The organism is Pseudomonas sp. TH15, from assembly GCF_016651105.1.
Classification (GTDB): Bacteria; Pseudomonadota; Gammaproteobacteria; order Pseudomonadales; family Pseudomonadaceae; genus Aquipseudomonas.
Genome location: NZ_JAEKEL010000001.1, coordinates 1,008,135 through 1,030,027 on the forward strand (window position 1 = coordinate 1,008,135; position 21,893 = coordinate 1,030,027).

The window sequence follows — 21,893 nt, forward strand, 5'->3', positions numbered from 1 at the left end:
GGGATTCCTTAAGTTGCCTGAGCGGCGGCGGTGCGTGAGTTTTTGCGTTGACGGCGAACCACTTCGCCCGCCAATGCCAGGTAGGCGATGGCGCCGCGCGATGATTTATCGTACGCCAGCGCCGGCATGCCATAGCTTGGCGCTTCGGCCAGGCGGATGTTGCGGGGAATCACGGTGTCATAGAGCTGCTCGCCAAAGTGTTCCTTGAGCTGAGCCGAGACATCGTTCATCAGGCTCAGGCGCGGGTCATACATGGTCCGCAGCAGGCCTTCGACTTTCAGGTTCGGGTTCAGCAGTTCGGCGATGCGCTTGATGTTATCCACAAGGTCGCTCAAACCTTCCAGTGCGAAGTACTCACACTGCATGGGGATAATTACCCCATCGGCTGCGACCAATGCGTTCAGGGTCAGCATCGACAGCGACGGCGGGCAGTCGATCAAAATGTAATCGTAGTTTTCACGGATCGGCGCCAACGCACTGCGCAGGCGGCTTTCCTTCATCTGCATTTCCAGCAGAACCACTTCGGCCGCAGTCAAATCGCGGTTGGCCGGCAACAACTGGTAACCACCGTGTTCGGAGAAGTGCATGGCCTGGGCCAGGTCGCATTCACCGATCAACAGGTCGTAGACCGAGTTTTCCAGGCCGTGTTTATCCACACCGCTACCCATGGTGGCGTTGCCCTGTGGATCGAGATCGATCAACAGCACCCGGCGCTTGGTAGCGACCAGGGAAGCTGCGAGGTTGATGCAGGTGGTGGTCTTGCCCACACCACCCTTTTGGTTCGCTATCGCGAATACCTTAGCCATTCTTGCTTGTGTTCCCAATCATGCCGTGCGGCGCAGTATCAGCAGATGGCGTTGGCCTTGGCAACCAGGTACGGCCAGGGCGTGTTCGCTATCGAGGTGGAAGTCTGCCGGCAATGCTACCAGCTCATCGGCGGGATGAACGCCCTTCATTGCCAGCCAACGTGTATCGCGGTCGCCGAGGTGGCGAGTCCAGTTGCTGAAGTTCTCCATGCTGCTGAACGCCCGGGAGATGATCCCGTTGAAGGGCAGTTCTGGCCGGAATTCTTCGACGCGACTGTGGATAACTTGCAGGTTATCCAGTTTGAGTTCGAGTTTGACCTGGGTCAGGAAGCGGGTTTTCTTGCCATTGCTGTCCAGGCAGGTGACATGGGACTCTGGAAACAGGATGGCCAACGGAATACCCGGCATGCCGCCACCGCTACCCACGTCCAGCCAACGACCGTTTTCGACAAACGACATCACGCTCAAGCTATCGAGCAAATGACGGGACACCATTTCGTCCGGATCGCGCACGGCGGTCAGGTTGTAGGCCTTGTTCCATTTGATCAACAGGGCCAGATAACCCAGCAGCAACGCGTGCTGGGTTTCTGTCAGTGTGACACCGAGCTGGCGAGCGCCTGTGGATAACTCTTCTGCGTGTTTCGAGGTGACCAACGAACTCAAGCGCTTTGCTCCAACTGACGGCCCGCGCCGCGTTTTTTCAAATGAATCATCAACAGCGAAATGGCTGCCGGGGTTACGCCCGGGATACGCGACGCCTGGCCCAGGGTTTCCGGACGGGTCGCACCGAGCTTGCTCTGGATCTCTTTGGAGAGACCGGAGATGTTCGTGTAATCGATATCCACAGGCAGTTTTGTATCTTCGCTGGCCCGCAGACGAACGATTTCATCCTGCTGGCGATCGATGTAGCCGGCGTACTTGGTCTTGATTTCGACCTGTTCTGCGACCTGTGGATCTTCTGCACCACCGCCAGTCACGGCGATCAGACCAGCGTAGTCGATTTCCGGACGGCTCAGCAGGTTGAGCAAGTTGTATTCGTGAGTCAGCGGTGTGCCGAACTTTTCGGAAATTGCATCGCCCTGCTCGGTGCCCGGGCGAACCCAGGTACTTTTCAGGCGTTGCTCTTCGAGATCGATGCTTTCGCGTTTCTTGCAGAACGCTGCCCAACGCGCGTCATCGACCAGACCGAGTTCACGACCTTTTTCGGTCAAGCGCAGATCGGCGTTGTCTTCGCGCAGGATCAGGCGGTATTCGGCCCGGGACGTAAACATCCGGTACGGTTCCTGGGTACCCAAAGTAATCAGGTCGTCGACCAACACCCCGATGTACGCCTCATCGCGACGCGGGCACCAGGCATCTTTGCCCTGCGCGCGCAGTGCGGCGTTGGCCCCGGCCAGCAAACCCTGGGCGCCGGCTTCTTCGTAACCGGTGGTGCCGTTGATTTGCCCGGCGAAGAACAGACCGCCAATGACTTTGGTTTCCAGGCTGTATTTCAGGTCACGCGGGTCGAAGTAGTCGTACTCGATGGCGTAGCCCGGACGAACGATGTGCGCGTTTTCCATGCCGCGGATCGATTGAACGATCTGCAATTGCACGTCGAACGGCAAGCTTGTGGATATCCCGTTCGGGTACAGCTCGTGTGTGGTCAAACCTTCGGGCTCGATGAAGACCTGATGGCTGTCCTTGTCGGCAAAGCGATGGATCTTGTCTTCAATCGACGGGCAATAACGCGGGCCAATGCCTTCGATCACGCCGGAATACATCGGCGAACGATCAAGGTTGGCAGCAATGATTTCGTGAGTCCGGGCGTTGGTGTGGGTAATCCAGCAGCTCACCTGTTTCGGGTGCTGCTCTTTGGAACCCATGAACGACATCACCGGGATCGGCGTATCGCCTGCTTGCTCGGTCATGACCGAGAAATCCACAGAACGACCGTCGATACGCGGCGGGGTACCGGTTTTCAGGCGACCAACGCGCAGTGGCAATTCACGCAAACGGTGAGCCAGGGCTATCGATGGCGGATCACCGGCGCGACCGCCGGAATAATTCTGCATCCCGATGTGGATAAGTCCACCGAGGAAGGTGCCTGTGGTCAACACCACGGAATCGGCGAAGAAACGCAGACCCATTTGGGTGACAACACCACGCACTTGTTCCTGTTCGACGATCAGGTCGTCGGCGGCTTGTTGAAATATCCACAGGTTGGGCTGGTTTTCCAGGGCTTCGCGGACAGCGGCCTTGTACAGAACCCGATCGGCCTGAGCGCGAGTCGCTCGCACGGCCGGGCCTTTACGGCTGTTCAACACGCGAAACTGAATACCACCCTTATCGGTAGCCATGGCCATCGCGCCGCCGAGGGCATCGATTTCCTTGACCAGGTGGCTTTTGCCGATCCCGCCAATGGCAGGGTTGCAACTCATGGCACCGAGGGTTTCCACGTTATGCGTCAGCAACAGGGTTTTTGCCCCCATGCGTGCTGACGCCAGTGCTGCCTCGGTACCGGCATGACCGCCGCCGATGACGATCACTTCAAAACGGGAAGGGAAATCCACCACGCACCTCGTGCCTGCTTAAGTAGGTAATTCAGGAATAGTTTGAGCCCGGTTTCTGGACCCGGTCGGCAAGTATAGGGACTTCGCCCTTCCTAAAGAACCCTTTGCACAAAATTTAACCAGCTGTGGAGAAGTCGGGGTTATAGAAATTAAAAAGAGAGAAATTTATTAAATCTTTGTTTTTATGTTTATTTCTACTGAGCACCGTTTCTGTGGATAGATCTCTACAGGCCTTTATTTTCAATGTGTACAGAGATTCAAAACCCTGTGGTCATGTGCCAAGGAGGCCCTTGGATAACCGGTTTAAGCCTGTGGATGAAAGGGGTGGTTATCCACAGAGTGGTTTATCTTCAGTTTTCAGGCCCTGTTATCAACTGCCCTTAGTGGCAGTTATTCACAGGGCTTAATCCACAGAAAAGCTTCGAATGAGGGAATTCCGGACACGGGAAATCCGCTCAAGCAGAAAAAATCTGCTTAGCACTCGGGGAAAGTTTCAGAAAAGGAGGGAACAGACAGGCGCGAATGGCCTGTCTGTGAACAGCGGAAGGACTATTTACCGATACAGAAGCTGGAAAAGATCCGTCCCAGCAGGTCATCGGAGCTGAAAGCACCGGTGATTTCGCCCAAAGAGTGCTGCGCCTGACGCAGATCTTCGGCCAATAACTCACCGGCACCCGCGAGCGTCAGCTGAGCTCGACCGTGCTCGAGGGACGCACTGGCATGTCGCAACGCCTCCAGGTGACGCCGGCGTGCGCTGAAGCTGCTTTCAGAGGTCTGCTCGTAGCCCATGCAAGTCTTGAGGTGTTCACGCAGCAACTCAAGGCCCTCGCCTGCCGACTTGGCACTCAGGCTGATGGTGACATGACCATCCTCACTGACTTCCAGGGCAATCGCTTCGCCCGTCAGGTCAGCCTTGTTACGGATCAACGTCACTTTGGCCGGGTCTGGCCGGGTTTCGAGGAATTCCGGCCACAACGCAAACGGATCAAGCGCTTCCGGGGCAGTGGCATCAACGACCAGCAACACCCGATCAGCTTCACCGATGGCTTTCAACGCACGCTCAACGCCGATTTTTTCCACCTGGTCATCGGTATCCCGCAGACCTGCAGTGTCAATCACGTGTAACGGCATGCCATCGATGTGGATATGTTCGCGAAGAATGTCCCGGGTGGTGCCGGCGATCTCGGTGACGATCGCCGCTTCACGACCGGCCAAGGCATTCAGCAGGCTGGATTTGCCGGCATTCGGCCGGCCGGCAATGACGACGTTCATCCCATCCCGCAACAAGGCACCTTGCCCGGCTTCGCGAAGGACTGTGGATAATTCATCGCGTACTTTGTCGAGCATGCTCAACACGTGGCCATCGGCGAGGAAGTCGATTTCTTCTTCCGGGAAGTCGATGGCGGCCTCAACGTAGATACGCAAACCGATCAATTGCTCAGTGAGGTTATGCACACGCTGAGAAAACGCACCTTGCAAAGAACGCAGGGCATTTCGCGCAGCTTGTGCAGAACTTGCCTCGATCAAATCGGCAATCGCCTCAGCCTGGGCCAGATCGAGTTTGTCGTTGAGGAAGGCGCGCTCGCTGAATTCACCCGGCCGGGCCAAGCGGCAACCGAGTTCCAGGCAACGCTTGAGCAGCATATCCAGCACGATCGGGCCACCGTGGCCCTGAAGTTCCAGTACATCTTCGCCAGTAAACGAGTTCGGTCCCGGGAAATACAGGGCGATGCCTTCGTCCAGCACCTCTTCGTTTTCACTGAGGAACGGGCCGTAATGGGCATATCGCGGTTTCAGTTCACGACCGCTGATGGCTTTGGCCGCCACACTCGCCAGCGGCCCGGAAATACGGACGATGCCCACACCGCCGCGACCTTGGGCAGTGGCGACGGCGGCGATGGTTTCACGAGGAACGCTCATAAACCGGTATCCAGACAAAAGTGACAGATAGCAAAACGCCCCACTAGGGGGCGTTTTGAGTGGTTATCCACAGAGTAAGTTACGCAGCGGCTTTTTTGGTAGCAGCTTCGATCTTACGCGTGATGTACCACTGTTGGCTGATGGACAGGCAGTTGTTGACCACCCAGTACAGCACCAGACCAGCCGGGAACCACAGGAAGAAGAAGGTGAAGATGATTGGCATCAGCTTCATCACCTTGGCCTGCATCGGATCCGGAGGAGTCGGGTTCAACCGCTGCTGGATGAACATGGTTGCACCCATGATGATCGGCAGAATGAAGAACGGGTCCTTGATCGACAGGTCAGTAATCCACAGCATGAACGGCGCTTGGCGCATTTCAACGCTTTCCAGCAGAACCCAGTACAGCGAAAGGAAAACCGGCATCTGCACCAGGATTGGCAAGCAGCCGCCCAGTGGATTGATCTTCTCTTTCTTGTACAGCTCCATCATGGCTTGGGACATTTTCTGCCGGTCGTCGCCATGTTGCTCTTTCAGCGCGGCCAGTTTCGGTGCCACTGCACGCATGCGCGCCATGGATTTGTAGCTGGCTGCCGACAGCGGGAAGAAAATCCCTTTGATCAGCATCGTCAGGAAGATGATCGAGAAGCCCCAGTTGCCGACGATCGCGTGGATGTGTTGCAGCAGCCAGAAGATTGGCTGGGCAATGAACCACAGAATGCCGTAGTCGACGGTCAATTCCAGACCTGGGGACAATTCTTTCAGCACAGCCTGGCTTTTCGGGCCGGCGTACAGAACAGCGCTGACTTCAGCTTTTGCACCAGGTGCAACGGTCAATGCCGGTGCGGTGTAGCCGATGATGTAGTTGCCTTTGCTGTCTTTACGGGTCTGGACGACGTTGCTTTCGCCCTTCGCCGGAATCCACGCGGTCACGAAGTAGTGTTGCAACCAGGCAACCCAACCACCGTTAACGGTTTCTTTCAGCTGACCCTTGTCCATGTCCTTCATGGACACTTTTTTGTACGGCTCGTTACTTGTCCACAGGGCGGCGCCCAGGTAAGTCGCGGTGCCAGTAGCAGTGCTGGACGAAGGATCGGAGCTGGCGTCACGCTTCAGTTGCGCGAACATCGCACCGGACCAAGGCTTGGCGCTTTCGTTGTCGATCAGGTAGGAAACGGTTACGTCATACAGGCCACGTTTCACAGTGAAACGCTTGATGTAGTTGACGCCGTCCTTGCTGAACTTCAGGTCCACGACCAATTGGTTCTGGCCGTCGGCCAGTTGGTAGATCTTCTTCTCCGAGGAGTAAACCGGACGACCAGTTGGACTTGCGTCCGGACCGTCGGCGCCGATCAAGCCGCTCTGGGCCAGATAAGTCCGCTCGTTGCCGTTATCGAACAACTGGAATGGAATTTCCGGATGGTCCTGGCGACGTGGATACAGCGGCAACGTCAACTGGGCAACATCCCCACCTTGTGGATCGATAGCCAGGTTGAGCACATCCGTTTTGATCTGGATGAGGTCTTTGCTTACAGCTACCGGAGTTTCAGTAGGTGCAGTGGCACTGGTATCGCTTGCAGCGCGTGGAATGTCGTCACTGACAGAAGCATTATTGCCAGTCGCCGTGTCCGGTAGGCCCGGTGCGGTAGTACTGGAAGCAACATTCTGAGTCGGCAGGGCAGCCTGGCCATAGTCCTGGTTCCATTTAAGAACCATAACGTAGGTCACGATTGCCAGGGCGACGATCAGGATCGTGCGTTTGATATCCATGATTACTCGGCCATCGAAGAAGAACGGGAGGTAGGGATAGGCGGAACCGGGTCAAAACCACCGGGATTCCACGGATGACAGCGACCTAAACGACGAAAGGCCAGCCAGCCACCGCGCAGAAGGCCATGATTTTCTATGGCTTCTAACGCGTAGCAGGAACAACTGGGGTAGAAGCGACAGTGGTCAGCCATCAGGGGACTAATGGCATAGCGGTAAAACTGGATCGGAACGAGTGCCAGTTTACGCATCGGGACTGTCTACCCCTACAGTCTCGGCTTTGACTGCTGGTACTGGCGTGCTGCGTGCCAGACGCTTCCAGAGTTTGCCGAAATGCTGAATCAATTCGGGGTTTTCTACGTCCCCCAAACCTTTGCGCGCGACGATAACTATGTCCCAGCCGACCAGCGAATCCTGGTTCAGGCGAAACGATTCGCGCATCAGACGTTTGAGGCGATTGCGCTCGACGGAGAGCTTTACGCTCTTTTTCCCGATTACCAACCCGAGACGGGGGTGATCAAGATCGTTGTTGCGCGCAAGGAGCAGGAGGTTTTTCCCCGGAACCTTGCCGGTAGGGGAGTCAAAGACTGCTTTGAAATGCCGGGGCGTAAGCAAACGCTTGTCCCGACTGAAGTCCTGACTCACCTCCAGTGCCGGATTATCAAACTGCCAGACGCGCACGACCTTTGGCGCGACGACGCGACAGGACGGCACGACCGTTTTTGGTAGCCATGCGAGCACGGAAACCGTGGGTACGAGCGCGTTTGATAGTGCTTGGTTGGAAAGTACGTTTCATTGTCGTGTTACCTGGTTCGTCCACAACGGGCCGGAATGGCCCCCGTTTTAAGAGACCGGGGATTCTAGAGAAAGCAAGCCTCTAGGTCAATTTCCAACCAGCGTTTCCTTATAAATAGATCTCCAGGGGTTTTCTCGTTGGACGGTCCTTCGCTAGATATAGAAATAAAGAAGGGAATTATTTAAAGCTTTTTTATAAAGCTTATAAAAGCTAGGGGCACCATCCTCTGTGGATAACTACCTTAAGCCCTTCTAAACCGTGATGTACAGAGAATGACAACTACGGTGGAAAACGGTGGTCAGCCTGTGCTGCACTGTCGGATAAGCTGTGTGTGGAATGGCCAGTTATCCACAGGCCAGTTATCCACCGGGTTTGCCCCCCACTTGTCCAGTGCCCTCATGGGCGGTTATCCACAGAGCTTATGCACATACCGCTGGTCGCCTTTTTAGCGGTTAACGCATTGATAAATCATGGCCTGTGCGCAACCTGCATGTGGATAAGTGGGCGGCTGGCCGCTACAATGGCCGCTTGTTTTTGCCTCACCGGCTTTCAACTTAGGGGATATCCGTGTCAGTGGAACTTTGGCAGCAGTGCGTGGAGCTTTTGCGCGATGAGCTGCCTGCCCAACAATTCAACACTTGGATCCGTCCACTACAGGTCGAAGCCGAAGGCGACGAGTTGCGTGTCTACGCACCGAATCGTTTTGTTCTCGACTGGGTCAACGAAAAGTACTTGGGCCGCGTCCTCGAACTGCTGGATGAGCATGGCAATGGCGTGGCGCCGGCGCTTTCCTTATTAATAGGCAGCAAACGCAGTTCGGCACCGCGCGCGGCACCTAATGCTCCGCTGGCCGCCGCGGCTTCCCAGGCTCAGGCCGCACAAGCCCCGGTCAGCGCGCCAGCCCCAGCCCCGGCCGCCACTCAGACCAAACGTGCGACCCAAAAGGTGGCCGAAGTCAGTGAAGAGCCGTCCCGCGACAGCTTCGACCCGATGGCCGGCGCCAGTTCGCAACAAGCCCCGGTTCGCGCCGAACAGCGCACCGTGCAGGTTGAAGGTGCGCTCAAGCACACCAGCTACCTGAATCGCACGTTCACCTTCGAAAACTTCGTCGAGGGTAAGTCCAACCAACTGGCCCGGGCTGCGGCCTGGCAAGTGGCGGATAATCCGAAGCACGGCTACAACCCGCTCTTCCTTTATGGCGGCGTAGGCTTGGGTAAAACCCACTTGATGCATGCTGTGGGTAACCACCTATTAAAGAAGAACCCGAATGCCAAGGTCGTGTACCTGCATTCCGAGCGTTTCGTGGCCGACATGGTCAAGGCGCTGCAACTGAACGCAATCAACGAGTTCAAGCGCTTCTACCGTTCGGTGGATGCGCTACTCATCGATGACATTCAGTTCTTCGCCCGCAAGGAACGTTCCCAGGAAGAGTTTTTCCACACCTTCAACGCCCTGCTTGAAGGTGGCCAGCAGGTCATTCTCACCAGTGACCGCTACCCGAAAGAAATCGAAGGCCTTGAAGAACGCCTCAAGTCCCGCTTTGGTTGGGGCCTGACTGTTGCCGTCGAGCCGCCAGAGTTGGAAACCCGTGTAGCGATCCTGATGAAAAAGGCCGACCAGGCCAAAGTCGATCTGCCACACGATGCGGCGTTCTTCATTGCCCAGCGTATTCGCTCCAACGTCCGTGAGCTGGAAGGCGCGCTTAAACGCGTGATCGCCCACTCGCACTTCATGGGCCGCGATATCACCATCGAGCTGATTCGCGAATCCCTGAAAGACTTGTTGGCGCTGCAAGATAAACTGGTCTCTGTGGATAACATTCAGCGTACCGTCGCCGAGTACTACAAGATCAAGATCTCGGACCTGCTGTCCAAGCGCCGTTCGCGCTCGGTGGCACGTCCCCGTCAGGTTGCCATGGCGTTGTCCAAGGAACTGACCAACCACAGCCTGCCGGAAATCGGCGATGTGTTTGGCGGTCGCGACCACACGACGGTTTTGCACGCCTGCCGCAAGATCAACGAACTTAAGGAATCCGACGCGGACATCCGCGAGGACTACAAGAACCTGCTGCGTACACTGACCACTTGATGAACACCAGCGCAGCTTATTAAGGCAAGGGACTAGACCATGCATTTCACCATTCAACGCGAAGCCCTGTTGAAACCCCTGCAACTGGTCGCAGGTGTCGTCGAACGCCGACAGACCTTGCCGGTGCTCTCCAACGTGCTGCTGGTTGTCGAAGGCCAGCAACTGTCGCTGACCGGTACCGACCTGGAAGTCGAGCTGGTCGGTCGTGTGCAACTCGAAGAACCGGCTGATCCAGGCTCCATCACCGTGCCTGCGCGCAAGCTGATGGATATCTGCAAGAGCCTGCCGAACGACGCTCTGATCGACATCAAGGTCGATGAGCAGAAGCTTGTTGTGAAGGCTGGCCGTAGCCGCTTCACCCTGTCGACCCTGCCATCCAATGATTTTCCGACGGTTGAAGAAGGCCCGGGTTCGCTGACCTGCAGCCTCGAGCAAAGCAAACTGCGTCGTCTGATCGAACGCACCAGCTTCGCCATGGCCCAGCAGGACGTGCGTTACTACCTTAACGGCATGCTGCTGGAAGTTTCCGAAGGCATCATCCGCGCCGTGGCCACCGACGGTCACCGTCTGGCCATGTGCTCGATGAAGGCCGATATCGGTCAACCGGACCGTCACCAAGTCATCGTGCCGCGCAAGGGTATCCTTGAGCTGGCGCGTCTGCTGACTGAGCCGGATGGCCTCGTAAGCATTGTCCTGGGTCAGCACCACATCCGTGCGACCACCGGCGAATTCACCTTCACCTCGAAACTGGTCGACGGTAAATTCCCCGACTACGAGCGTGTTCTGCCAAAGGGCGGCGACAAGCTGGTACTCGGCGATCGCCAGGCCCTGCGCGAAGCGTTTAGCCGTACTGCGATCCTGTCCAACGAGAAGTACCGCGGTATCCGTCTGCAGTTGGCCAATGGTCAATTGAAGATCCAGGCGAACAACCCGGAGCAGGAAGAAGCGGAAGAAGAAGTGGGCGTTGAGTACAACGGCGGCTCCCTGGAAATCGGCTTCAACGTGAGCTACCTGCTCGACGTGCTGGGCGTGATGACTACTGAGCAGGTTCGCCTGATCCTGTCCGACTCCAACAGCAGTGCGCTGGTGCAAGAGTCCGACAACGACGACTCGGCCTACGTTGTCATGCCGATGCGTCTGTAATCATGCTCAGCAGAAGCTAGATGTCCTTAAGTCGCGTCTCGGTCACCGCGGTGCGCAATCTGCACCCGGTGACCTTCTCCCCCTCTCCCCGAATTAACATTCTTTACGGCGCCAACGGCAGCGGCAAAACCAGTGTTCTGGAAGCCATTCATCTGCTGGGGCTTGCTCGTTCGTTTCGTAGTGCCCGTCTATTACCGGTGATTCAGTACGAGCAATTGGCGTGCACGGTGTTCGGTCAGGTGGAATTGGCGGAGGGCGGGCACAGCGCATTGGGGATATCCCGGGACCGCCAAGGTGAGTTCCAGATCCGCATCGACGGGCAAAACGCCCGCAGTGCGGCACAACTGGCGGAGATACTGCCGCTGCAGTTGATCAACCCGGACAGCTTCCGACTGCTGGAAGGCGCCCCCAAGATTCGTCGGCAGTTTCTCGACTGGGGTGTGTTCCACGTGGAACCGCGATTTATGTCCACTTGGCAGCGCTTGCAGAAGGCCCTGCGCCAGAGAAACTCTTGGCTGCGGCATGGTACACTTGACGCCGTTTCGCAAGCGGTTTGGGACAGGGAACTATGCCAGGCCAGCGCAGAAATTGATGAATACCGCCGCGCTTATATCAAAGCCTTGAAACCAGTCTTTGAACAGACCTTGAGCGAACTGGTTGAGCTCGAGGGCTTAACGCTCAGCTATTACCGAGGTTGGGACAAAGAGCGCGAGCTGAGTGCCGTGCTCGCCGGGTCCCTTCAACGGGATCAGCAAATGGGTCATACCCAGGCCGGACCACAACGCGCTGACTTGCGTCTTAGATTGGGCGCACATAACGCTGCGGACATTTTGTCCCGGGGTCAGCAGAAGTTGGTGGTCTGCGCCTTGCGGATCGCCCAAGGGCACTTGGTTAGCCAGGCCCGACGCGGCCAGTGTATTTATCTGGTGGATGACCTGCCGTCCGAGCTGGACGAGCAACACCGCCGTGCGCTTTGCCGCTTGCTGGAAGACTTACGCTGCCAGGTGTTTATCACCTGTGTAGATCACGAATTATTGAGGGAAGGCTGGCAGACGGAAACGCCAGTCGCTCTGTTCCACGTGGAACAGGGCCGTATCACCCAGACCCACGACCATCGGGAGTGAAGGCATTGAGCGAAGAAAATACGAATACCTACGACTCAACGAGCATTAAAGTGCTGAAAGGCCTGGATGCCGTACGCAAACGTCCCGGTATGTACATTGGTGACACCGACGATGGTAGCGGTCTGCACCACATGGTCTTCGAGGTAGTCGACAACTCCATCGATGAAGCGCTCGCTGGCCACTGCGACGATATCAGCATCATTATCCACCCGGATGAATCCATCACCGTTCGCGACAACGGTCGTGGTATCCCGGTAGACGTGCACAAAGAAGAAGGCGTTTCCGCAGCCGAGGTCATCATGACCGTGCTGCACGCCGGCGGTAAGTTCGACGACAACTCCTACAAAGTATCCGGCGGCCTGCACGGTGTAGGTGTTTCTGTTGTGAACGCCCTGTCCGAAGAGCTGGTTCTTACCGTTCGCCGCAGCGGCAAGATCTGGGAACAGACTTACATCCACGGTGTTCCGAAAGAACCGATGAAAATCGTCGGCGAGAGCGAATCCACCGGTACCCAGATTCACTTCAAGCCGTCTGACCTGACCTTCAAGAACATCCACTTCAGCTGGGACATCCTGGCCAAGCGGATTCGTGAACTGTCCTTCCTCAACTCCGGTGTCGGCATCGTCCTCAAGGACGAGCGCAGCGGCAAGGAAGAGCTGTTCAAGTACGAAGGCGGCCTGCGTGCGTTCGTTGAATACCTGAACACCAACAAGACTCCGGTCAACCAGGTGTTCCACTTCAACATCCAGCGTGAAGACGGCATCGGCGTGGAAATTGCCCTGCAGTGGAACGACAGCTTCAACGAGAACCTGTTGTGCTTCACCAACAACATTCCACAGCGCGATGGCGGTACTCACCTGGTGGGTTTCCGTTCCGCACTGACGCGTAACCTGAACACCTACATCGAAGCCGAAGGTCTGGCGAAGAAGCACAAAGTCGCCACCACCGGTGACGATGCCCGGGAAGGCCTGACCGCGATCATTTCGGTGAAAGTACCGGATCCGAAGTTCAGCTCCCAGACCAAAGACAAGCTGGTTTCTTCCGAAGTGAAGACCGCGGTCGAACAGGAAATGGGCAAGTACTTCTCCGACTTCCTGCTGGAAAACCCGAACGAAGCCAAACTGGTTGTCGGCAAGATGATCGACGCGGCTCGCGCTCGTGAAGCTGCGCGTAAAGCCCGTGAGATGACCCGTCGTAAAGGCGCGCTAGATATCGCCGGCCTGCCGGGCAAACTGGCTGACTGCCAGGAAAAAGACCCTGCCCTTTCTGAACTGTACCTCGTGGAAGGTGACTCTGCTGGCGGTTCCGCCAAGCAGGGTCGCAACCGTCGCACTCAGGCCATCCTGCCGCTCAAAGGCAAGATCCTGAACGTCGAGAAGGCGCGCTTCGACAAGATGATCTCTTCGCAAGAAGTGGGCACCTTGATCACCGCGCTGGGCTGCGGCATCGGCCGCGACGAGTACAACATCGCCAAGCTGCGTTACCACAACATCATCATCATGACCGATGCTGACGTCGACGGTTCTCACATCCGTACCCTGCTGCTGACCTTCTTCTTCCGTCAGTTGCCGGAGCTGATCGAGCGCGGTTACATCTACATCGCGCAGCCACCGCTGTACAAGGTCAAGAAAGGCAAGCAAGAGCAATACATCAAAGACGACGACGCCATGGAAGAGTACATGACGCAGTCGGCCCTGGAAGACGCGAGCCTGCATCTGAACGAGGACGCGCCGGGTATTTCCGGACCTGCCCTTGAGCGCCTGGTGAATGACTTCCGTCTGGTAATGAAGACCCTCAAGCGTCTGTCGCGCCTGTACCCACAGGAACTGACCGAGCACTTCATCTACCTGCCTGCGGTCACGCTGGAGCAACTGTCCGATCACGCAGCGATGCAGGACTGGATGGCTAAGTTTGAAGTTCGCCTACGCACCGTCGAGAAGTCCGGCCTGGTTTACAAAGCCAGCCTGCGTGAAGACCGTGAACGTAACGTCTGGCTGCCAGAGGTCGAACTGATCTCCCATGGCCTGTCGAACTACATCACCTTCAACCGCGACTTCTTCGGCAGCAACGACTACAAAACCGTTGTCTCGCTGGGCGCTCAACTGAGCACCTTGCTCGACGACGGCGCGTACATCCAGCGCGGCGAGCGCAAGAAACCGGTCACCGAGTTCAAGGAAGCACTTGAATGGCTGATGGCTGAAAGCACCAAGCGTCATACCATCCAGCGATACAAAGGTCTGGGCGAGATGAACCCGGATCAGCTGTGGGAAACCACCATGGACCCAAGCCAGCGCCGGATGCTCAAAGTGACCATCGAAGACGCCATTGGCGCGGACCAGATCTTCAACACCCTGATGGGTGATGCGGTCGAACCCCGTCGTGAGTTCATCGAAAGCAACGCCTTGGCGGTTTCCAACCTGGACTTCTGATCCAGCGGCAGCGCCAAACAAAAAGGCCAACGCTTAAGCGTTGGCCTTTTTTTATGGCTTCTGGAAAATCAAAAGATCGTCCGAACGCGGCCCGAGCCTTCGGCAGCTCCTACGCCGACCGCATTTCCCTGTAGGAGCTGCCGAAGGCTGCGATCTTTTGATCGTTACTCGATTACTGACGCCACACTTTCCAACCGATACCCATACCCATAAATCGTCAACAACTGCCAACCCCGATCTGCCGTCAGCCCGAGCTTATTGCGAAGGCGATAAATGTGAGTATCCAGCGGTCTTGAAGAGACCATCTCTTCATGACTCCAGAACCGCTCATACAGGTATTCCCGAGACAGCGGCCGGCCCAGGTTGGTGAACAGGCAGTGGGCCAGTCGGTATTCTTTTTCAGTCAGGCTGATGGGGCTGCCGGCGCGGGTGACGGTCAGCTCTGCGTCGTCGAAGACCAAGTCATTGAACGTCAGTAGTTCGGTGGCGGGTGATCGTTGCAGGCCGTGTCGGCGCAGCACTGCACTCACTCGTGCCTTGAGCTCGTTGGGGCGGAACGGTTTACTCACGTAGTCGTCAGCGCCGGCATTCAGGGCCTGGACGATATCGCTCTCAGCGTCGCGACTGGTCAGCATGATCGCGGCGGGTGGTGCGTCCATGTGTTCGCGGGTCCAGCGCAACAGCGACAGGCCACTGATATCGGGCAGTTGCCAGTCGAGGATTAGCAGGTCGAAGGTCTCCCGCCGAAGTTGTCGCAGCAGGTCCTCCCCTCGCTCGAAACTGTGCAATGTCCACGCTTGCTCTCCCGGGGAGGGGATCTGTCGCAGTGTCTGTTCCACCCGACGTAGCTCGGCGGGTTCGTCATCCAGTATTGCGACACGCATGCGCAGTGATTCCTTGTTGCTTGGGCAGTTGGCGGTCAACCATAGTCGCTCGGCCATTGCGATGAAAGTAAGCGGCCCGCCGTTGGTCGACGTCCGCTATGATTCTTCGGGTCATGACTCAGACCCGCGGCCCATGAAAGCATTCACCTGCCCTGCCCTTTTTCCCCATGAATAACACGCGTCGGCGTGAAAGCCGTGAGCCCAGCCAGGTACAGCGCCTGTTTCGCCAGTTGGTGCGCGAGTGGTTGTGGATAAGTCTAGTGCTGTTGCCGCTGACTGCGCTGCTGTCTTATCGCGCGCAGATCAACTTGCTCGATGTGGCTCCCGGTATTGGGGCGTTATTGTCGGTCGGTCTGGTGGCGTGTGTGCTGGGCCTATTGCTCTGGCGTCCGCGATGGGCGCTTTGGGTGACGCTGATCGGCATGGCTTGCGTGCTGTTGACCAGTGCGGGTCTGGCGGAGACGCGCCGCTGGTGGTCACCGACGCCGGCAGTACTGGGCATGTTGTTCGGCTATCTGATCTGGAATTGGCGACGCCTCAGCGTGGTACTGACCTACTTCGGCTGGGAGCTGACACGTTTGGACAGCGAGCCAAAAGTCTTTCCCGAACGCCGCCGCACGCAGTTTACTGGCGCTGATCGTTTGCAGGGTCAGATCATGGCCCTTGAGCAAGCCATGAGCCGCACCCGTGACACCCGGCGGTTTATCGCTGATGGTTTGGAATACTTGCCCGTCGCCACGCTGATCAGCGATCCCAAGGGGCGGATTCTGCTCGGCAATCGCAAGGCGCGGGATCTGTTCGACAGCGCGCTGGTGGGGTACGACGTTCTCGATCAACTGGCGGTGCTGGGTTATCCGGAATTATCCACAGAGCCGCGCCCGCTGCTATCAACCCTGCCGTTGCTGGAGTTTCGTGACCACAAGGAACGCAATCTGCGTCTTGAACGTGCTGCGTTGCTGCCGGTGGACGGTGACACACCAATCGGCTGGCTGCTGAGCCTTACCGACCTCAGCGCCGAACGCGCCGCCGAGGAACAACGCGGTGTGTTGCTGCGCTTTCTGTCGCACGATCTTCGCGCACCGCATTCGGCGATCCTCGCGCTGCTTGATGTACATCGTCATCAGGCCGGTGCGGATGCGCCATTGTTCGAGCAGATTGAACGGCAAGTGCGCCGAGCACTGGACCTCACCGATGGATTCGTCTTGCTGGCAAGGGCTGAGTCCGAGGCTTATCACTTTCAGCCCAGTCTGTTTGCGATGCTGGTGCTGGACGTACTCGACCAGGCCCTGCCGATCGCCCTACAGAACCGCATCGAACTGCTCCATGACATGGATGAGCAATCTCAGGAACGACTGATAATGGCCGATCAGGGATTGCTGACGCGCGCGCTGTTCAACCTGCTGGAGAATGCGATCAAGTACAGCCCGGCCGGTTCACGGATTAGCGTGCGGGTGAGTTGTGCCAATGACTGGCTGACCTGTGAGATTACCGATCAGGGCAGAGGTATCGCCGCCGAAGAATTGCCGGAGTTGTTCAGCCAGTACCGGCGCTTTGCTTCGGCGCACGGCAATGATGGTCTGGGTTTGGGTCTGTCGATGGTCAAGGCTGTTGTGGATCGTCACGGTGGGCGGATCGAGTGCCAGAGCAAGGTCGGACAAGGCACTACATTCAGGCTTCAATTACCGGTGTTTACCGATTAAAGGCAAAAGATCGCAGCCTTCGGCAGCGCCTCACAAGCCCGTAGGGTGCGATTTTTTGAGGCACAAAAAAACCGGCTATATCAGCCGGTTTTTTTACGTCCGAAAAAAACTTATGCACCTTTTTCAGATTTTTATGAGCTTCAGAAATATGTATATAAATCATCAACCTATAAGCTAAATCCGTCGTTTTTCAACAAAACGGTACACAGGTTATCCACAGAATCTCAGACAGCCACTTGATCAGTTGTGGCAGGTGCCTGAGGAGCGGGTGGCAACGAACCCATGTCGCGCTGCATCTGCTCGTTCCAGGCCTGAACCCGATCATTCAGTGCAGCAATGGCTCGCGGCCCAGTGCCCTCGGCGTACATCGGCTCGCCGATGATCACGGTGATCACACCCTGCTTCTTCGCCCAACCGGTTTTCGGCCAGAACTTGCCGGCATTGTGTGCAATCGGCAGTACCGGAAGCTCGGCGTTGACCGCCAAGGCGCTACCGCCGCGCGAGAACTTGCCGACGGTGCCGTAAGGAACACGAGTCCCCTCGGGGAAGATCAGCACCCAAACGCCGTCCTTCAGCAATTCATCGCCCTTCTTCGCCACATGCTTGAGCGCGGCTTTCGGGTTGTCGCGGTCGATGGCAATCGGACGCAGCATGGCCATCGCCCAGCCGAAGAACGGCACGAAGAGCAGCGAGCGTTTAAGCACCTGGCTCAACGGTTCGAAGTAAGCCGAGAGAAAGAACGTCTCCCAGGTGCTCTGATGGTTCGACTGAATCACGCAGGGCTGGTCAGGCACGTTCTCGGCGCCCTTCACCTCATAGCTGATGCCCAGAAATACTTTGCTCAGCCATAAGGCGCAGCGGCACCAGTACACGTTGATGAAGCGATATCGGGCCTTGAATGGCAGAAACGGCGCGATAAAAAAGCTCAGGCTGCACCAGAGCAAAGAGCTGGTGCCCAGCAACAGATAGAAGAGGAACGTTCTGATGGCCTGCAGTATCGACATGGTGACGTTTACCGTGCGGGCTCTGCCCGTCTATATAAAGCGCACTCCCGATCAATCCTTAATCGGAACAATCGAAGCACTCTAATTGTGGATAAGTTCTGCGGCAATCGCCGCCAGATCGTCAAAAATCAAGGTGCCTACCGGCAGGGTCTTGCCCTGAGTCTTTTCGCCTTTTCCGGTCTTTACCAAAACTGGCTGAGAATCGACGGCTTTGGCGGCTTCCAGGTCACCGAGACTGTCGCCGACGAACCATAGATTAGTCAGCGATACGTTGTAATGCGCGGCGATGGTTTTCAACATCCCGGGTTTCGGCTTGCGGCAATCGCAGCCTTCGTCCGGCCCGTGCGGGCAGTAGACGATCAGCCCGACTTCACCGCCCTGCTCCGCCACCAACGAACGCAAGCGCTCGTGCATGGCGTCCAGGGTGGCGATGTCGTAATAGCCGCGAGCGATGCCCGACTGGTTGGTAGCAACCGCTACCGTCCAGCCGGCCTTGCTCAACTGCGCGATGGCTTCGATCGAGCCGGGGAGTGGAATCCACTCCTCCACCGATTTGATGTAAGCGTCGGAGTCATGGTTGATCACCCCGTCCCGATCGAGAATCAGCAGTTTCAAACAGGCTTACCCCAGCAGCGAAATGTCGGCGACGCCGAGGAACAGCCCACGCAAGCGGGACAACAGGGCATAACGGTTGGCGCGCACTTTGGCGTCATCCGCGTTGACCATCACGGCTTCGAAGAACGCATCCACCGGCTCGCGCAAGGCAGCCAAACGCGCCAGCGATTCACTGTACTGACGCGCAGCGGCCATCGGCTGGACAGCTTGGTCCGCCTGCTGGATCGCCGAATACAGGGAGAACTCGTTGGCGTTGTCGAAGTACTTGGCTTCCACCACCGACGGAATCGAGCCTTCGGCCTTGCTCAGCAAGTTCGAAACACGCTTGTTCACGGCGGCCAGAGCGGCGGCTTCCGGCAATTTGCGGAACGCTTGAACCGCTTGCACACGCTGATCGAAGTCCAGCGCCGAACCCGGCTTCAGGGCACGTACCGACAGGTAAGTCGCGACGTCCACACCTTCGTCTTCGTAACGGGCACGCAGACGGTCGAAGATGAACTCCAGCACCGACTCGTTCAGGCCGGCAGCCTTGATCTTGGCGCCGAACGCGTTCACGGCGAAGGCCACGGCGTCGTTCAGGTCAAGCTCGAGCTTCTTGTCGATCAGGATGCGCAACACGCCCAGGGCTGCACGGCGCAGGGCGTACGGGTCTTTGCTACCGGTTGGCAGCATGCCGATGCCGAAGATGCCGACCAGGGTGTCGAGCTTGTCCGCGATGGCCACGGCCGCACCGGTCAGGGTGGTCGGCAGTTCAGCGCCGGCACCGCGCGGCATGTATTGCTCGTTCAGTGCCAGGGCGACTTCTTGCGGCTCGCCGTCGTTGAGGGCGTAGTAGTAACCGGCGACACCTTGCATCTCCGGGAACTCACCGACCATCTCGGTCGCCAGGTCGCACTTGGACAGCAGGCCGGCACGGGAAGCCCATGCCGCGTTGCCGCCAATGCGCTGCGCGATGAACGCGGCCAGTTTGGAAACACGCTCGGCCTTGTCGTAGACGCTGCCGAGTTTTTCCTGGAACACCACGTTTTGCAGGCGCAGGTTGAAGTCTTCGAGTTTCTGCTTCTTGTCTTGCTTGAAGAAGAACTCGGCGTCGGTCAGGCGTGGGCGAACCACTTTCTCGTTACCGGCGATGATCTGTTGCGGGTCTTTGCTTTCGATGTTGGCCACGGTAATGAAACGGGGCAGCAACTTGCCGTCGGCATCCAGCAGGCAGAAATACTTCTGGTTGTCCTGCATGGTGGTGATCAGGGCTTCTTGCGGCACATCGAGGAAACGCTCCTCGAACGAGCACACCAGCGGCACCGGCCATTCAACCAGCGCGGTCACTTCGTCGAGCAAGGCTGGAGGGACGATTGCCGTGCCTTCCTGCAAGGTCGCGAGTTCTTCGGTGCGCTTGCTGATGATTGCGCGACGCTCGTTGGCATCGGCCAATACGTAGGCAGCACGCAAGTCGGTCAGGTAATTGGCCGGCGCGGTGATGCGTACGCTTTGCGGGTGGTGGAAGCGGTGACCACGGGAATCGCGACCGGCCTTCTGGGCGAGGATCGTGCAATCGATGACCTGGTCACCGAGCAGCATCACCAGCCACTGAGTCGGGCGAACGAATTCTTCCTTGCGAGCACCCCAGCGCATGCGTTTCGGGATCGGCAAGTCGTTCAGGGAATCTTCAACGATGGTCGGCAGCAGGCTCGCGGTCGGTTTACCGGCGATGCTCTGGCTATAACGCAGTTTTGGACCGCTCTGATCGATTTCGCTCAGGTCGACGCCGCACTTCTTGGCGAAGCCCAAGGCTGCTTGAGTCGGGTTGCCTTCGGCATCGAACGCGGCCTGACGTGGCGGGCCGTCGAGGTTGATGCTGCGATCCGGCTGCTGAATATCCAGCGCGGTGATCAGTACAGCCAGACGACGCGGTGCGGCGTAGACGGTTTTGGCTTCGTAGCTCAGGCCAGCGGCTTGCAGGCCCTTGTCGATACCGGCCAGGAACGCGTCGGCCAGGGTGTTCAGGGCTTTAGGTGGCAGTTCTTCGGTGCCCAATTCAACCAGGAAATCCAGAGCACTCATTGTGCAGCCTCCAGCTTAGCCAACACTTCATCACGCAGGTCCGGGGTCGCCATCGGGAAGCCCAGCTTGGCGCGAGCCAGCAGGTAGGCTTGCGCAACGGAACGCGCCAGGGTGCGTACACGCAGAATGTATTGCTGACGTGCAGTCACCGAGATCGCCCGGCGCGCATCCAGCAGGTTGAAGGTGTGGGAGGCCTTCAACACCATTTCGTAGCTCGGCAATGGCAGCGGCTGGTCGAGTTCGATCAGGCGTTTAGCTTCGCTTTCGTAGAAATCGAACAGCTCGAACAGCTTCTCGACGTTGGCGTGTTCGAAGTTGTAGGTCGATTGCTCGACTTCGTTCTGGTGGAACACGTCGCCGTAGGTGACTTTGCCCATCGGACCGTCAGCCCAGACCAGGTCGTAGACCGAGTCCACGCCTTGCAGGTACATGGCCAGACGCTCAAGACCGTAGGTGATCTCGCCGGTCACCGGGTAGCACTCGATGCCGCCCGCTTGCTGGAAGTAAGTGAACTGCGTCACTTCCATGCCGTTGAGCCAGACTTCCCAGCCCAGACCCCAGGCGCCCAGAGTTGGCGACTCCCAGTTGTCTTCGACGAAGCGAATGTCGTGGACCAACGGGTCCAGACCGACGTGCTTGAGGGAGCCCAGGTACAGTTCCTGGAAGTTGTCCGGGTTCGGCTTCAGGACTACCTGGAACTGGTAGTAGTGCTGCAGACGGTTCGGGTTTTCGCCGTAGCGGCCGTCAGTCGGGCGACGACTGGGCTGCACATAAGCGGCGTTCCAGGTTTCCGGGCCGATGGCGCGCAGAAACGTGGCTGTGTGGAAAGTGCCGGCGCCTACTTCCATATCGTAGGGCTGAAGTACCACGCAACCTTGCTCGGCCCAGTATTGCTGGAGGGCGAGGATCAAGTCTTGGAAGGTACGCACGGCTGGCGTAGGCTGGCTCACGAAATTCACCTGTTTCTTGGGCTGCGATTTAAAGAGCGGGAGTATACCCGATTCGT

Annotated in this window: 18 protein-coding genes; 5 read left to right on the forward strand and 13 right to left on the reverse strand. The window is 57.5% G+C overall.

The features are described from left to right. Positions 1-8 precede the first annotated feature (8 nt). The 8 genes from JFT87_RS04645 to rpmH all read right to left on the reverse strand — a co-directional run bounded on the left by JFT87_RS04645 (position 9) and on the right by rpmH (position 7,839). A complete protein-coding gene (locus tag JFT87_RS04645) occupies positions 9-806 on the reverse strand; it encodes a ParA family protein (protein WP_201196049.1) in 798 nt (265 codons plus the stop codon). An 18-nt stretch (positions 807-824) separates the two neighbouring features. Beyond that, positions 825-1,469 (reverse strand): 16S rRNA (guanine(527)-N(7))-methyltransferase RsmG, encoded by a 645-nt coding sequence (gene rsmG / locus JFT87_RS04650; protein ID WP_201199227.1) that lies wholly within the window; start codon positions 1,467-1,469, stop codon positions 825-827. Further along, complete coding sequence (gene mnmG, locus JFT87_RS04655) at positions 1,466-3,358, reverse strand: tRNA uridine-5-carboxymethylaminomethyl(34) synthesis enzyme MnmG (protein WP_201199228.1); 1,893 nt, start codon at positions 3,356-3,358, stop codon at positions 1,466-1,468. Before mnmG ends, rsmG begins: the two co-directional genes overlap by 4 nt. Positions 3,359-3,907: 549 nt before the next feature. Further along, positions 3,908-5,278: a tRNA uridine-5-carboxymethylaminomethyl(34) synthesis GTPase MnmE gene (mnmE, locus tag JFT87_RS04660; RefSeq protein WP_201199229.1), complete on the reverse strand. Its 1,371-nt coding sequence runs from the start codon at positions 5,276-5,278 to the stop codon at positions 3,908-3,910. A 79-nt stretch (positions 5,279-5,357) separates the two neighbouring features. Further along, positions 5,358-7,046: a membrane protein insertase YidC gene (gene yidC / locus JFT87_RS04665; protein ID WP_201199230.1), complete on the reverse strand. Its 1,689-nt coding sequence runs from the start codon at positions 7,044-7,046 to the stop codon at positions 5,358-5,360. Positions 7,047-7,048: 2 nt separating this feature from the next. After that, positions 7,049-7,294 carry a membrane protein insertion efficiency factor YidD gene (gene yidD, locus JFT87_RS04670; RefSeq protein WP_073636650.1) on the reverse strand — a complete coding sequence of 82 codons (246 nt, stop codon included), beginning with the start codon at positions 7,292-7,294 and terminating at the stop codon, positions 7,049-7,051. Further along, entirely contained in the window at positions 7,287-7,688 is a 402-nt protein-coding gene (rnpA, locus tag JFT87_RS04675; RefSeq protein ID WP_201196098.1) for a ribonuclease P protein component, read from the reverse strand. The genes yidD and rnpA overlap by 8 nt, the downstream gene beginning before the upstream one ends. Positions 7,689-7,704: 16 nt before the next feature. Then, positions 7,705-7,839, reverse strand: a complete 135-nt coding sequence (rpmH, locus tag JFT87_RS04680; RefSeq protein WP_003213577.1) for a 50S ribosomal protein L34 — start codon at positions 7,837-7,839, stop codon at positions 7,705-7,707. A 567-nt stretch (positions 7,840-8,406) separates the two neighbouring features. Between rpmH and dnaA the strand changes: the two genes are divergently transcribed. Genes dnaA through gyrB form a run of 4 tightly spaced genes read left to right on the forward strand, consistent with a single transcriptional unit; the run spans position 8,407 to position 14,623 of the window. After that, a complete protein-coding gene (gene dnaA / locus JFT87_RS04685; protein ID WP_201199231.1) occupies positions 8,407-9,927 on the forward strand; it encodes a chromosomal replication initiator protein DnaA in 1,521 nt (506 codons plus the stop codon). Between the two features lie 39 nt (positions 9,928-9,966). Continuing rightward, on the forward strand, positions 9,967-11,070 hold the full coding sequence (dnaN, locus tag JFT87_RS04690; RefSeq protein ID WP_201199232.1) for a DNA polymerase III subunit beta: 1,104 nt from the start codon (positions 9,967-9,969) through the stop codon (positions 11,068-11,070). 20 nt (positions 11,071-11,090) lie between these two features. Further along, a complete protein-coding gene (recF, locus tag JFT87_RS04695) occupies positions 11,091-12,194 on the forward strand; it encodes a DNA replication/repair protein RecF (protein WP_201199233.1) in 1,104 nt (367 codons plus the stop codon). 5 nt (positions 12,195-12,199) lie between these two features. Then, positions 12,200-14,623 carry a DNA topoisomerase (ATP-hydrolyzing) subunit B gene (gene gyrB / locus JFT87_RS04700; RefSeq protein WP_201199234.1) on the forward strand — a complete coding sequence of 808 codons (2,424 nt, stop codon included), beginning with the start codon at positions 12,200-12,202 and terminating at the stop codon, positions 14,621-14,623. A gap of 164 nt (positions 14,624-14,787) precedes the next feature. On the opposite strand, the gene JFT87_RS04705 is transcribed toward gyrB, so the two are convergent. Next, positions 14,788-15,507, reverse strand: a complete 720-nt coding sequence (locus JFT87_RS04705) for a response regulator transcription factor (protein WP_201199236.1) — start codon at positions 15,505-15,507, stop codon at positions 14,788-14,790. A 167-nt stretch (positions 15,508-15,674) separates the two neighbouring features. Between JFT87_RS04705 and JFT87_RS04710 the strand changes: the two genes are divergently transcribed. Continuing rightward, positions 15,675-17,207: a sensor histidine kinase gene (locus JFT87_RS04710; RefSeq protein ID WP_201199238.1), complete on the forward strand. Its 1,533-nt coding sequence runs from the start codon at positions 15,675-15,677 to the stop codon at positions 17,205-17,207. A gap of 224 nt (positions 17,208-17,431) precedes the next feature. Here the strand turns inward: JFT87_RS04710 and JFT87_RS04715 are convergent, their stop codons facing one another. From JFT87_RS04715 to glyQ, 4 genes are all read right to left on the reverse strand, one after another. After that, positions 17,432-18,211 (reverse strand): lysophospholipid acyltransferase family protein, encoded by a 780-nt coding sequence (locus tag JFT87_RS04715; RefSeq protein WP_201196036.1) that lies wholly within the window; start codon positions 18,209-18,211, stop codon positions 17,432-17,434. Between the two features lie 81 nt (positions 18,212-18,292). Next, on the reverse strand, positions 18,293-18,826 hold the full coding sequence (gene gmhB, locus JFT87_RS04720; protein WP_201199240.1) for a D-glycero-beta-D-manno-heptose 1,7-bisphosphate 7-phosphatase: 534 nt from the start codon (positions 18,824-18,826) through the stop codon (positions 18,293-18,295). 6 nt (positions 18,827-18,832) lie between these two features. Then, on the reverse strand, positions 18,833-20,887 hold the full coding sequence (gene glyS / locus JFT87_RS04725; protein WP_201199242.1) for a glycine--tRNA ligase subunit beta: 2,055 nt from the start codon (positions 20,885-20,887) through the stop codon (positions 18,833-18,835). Continuing rightward, complete coding sequence (gene glyQ / locus JFT87_RS04730) at positions 20,884-21,837, reverse strand: glycine--tRNA ligase subunit alpha (protein ID WP_008155694.1); 954 nt, start codon at positions 21,835-21,837, stop codon at positions 20,884-20,886. Before glyQ ends, glyS begins: the two co-directional genes overlap by 4 nt. Positions 21,838-21,893 lie beyond the last annotated feature (56 nt).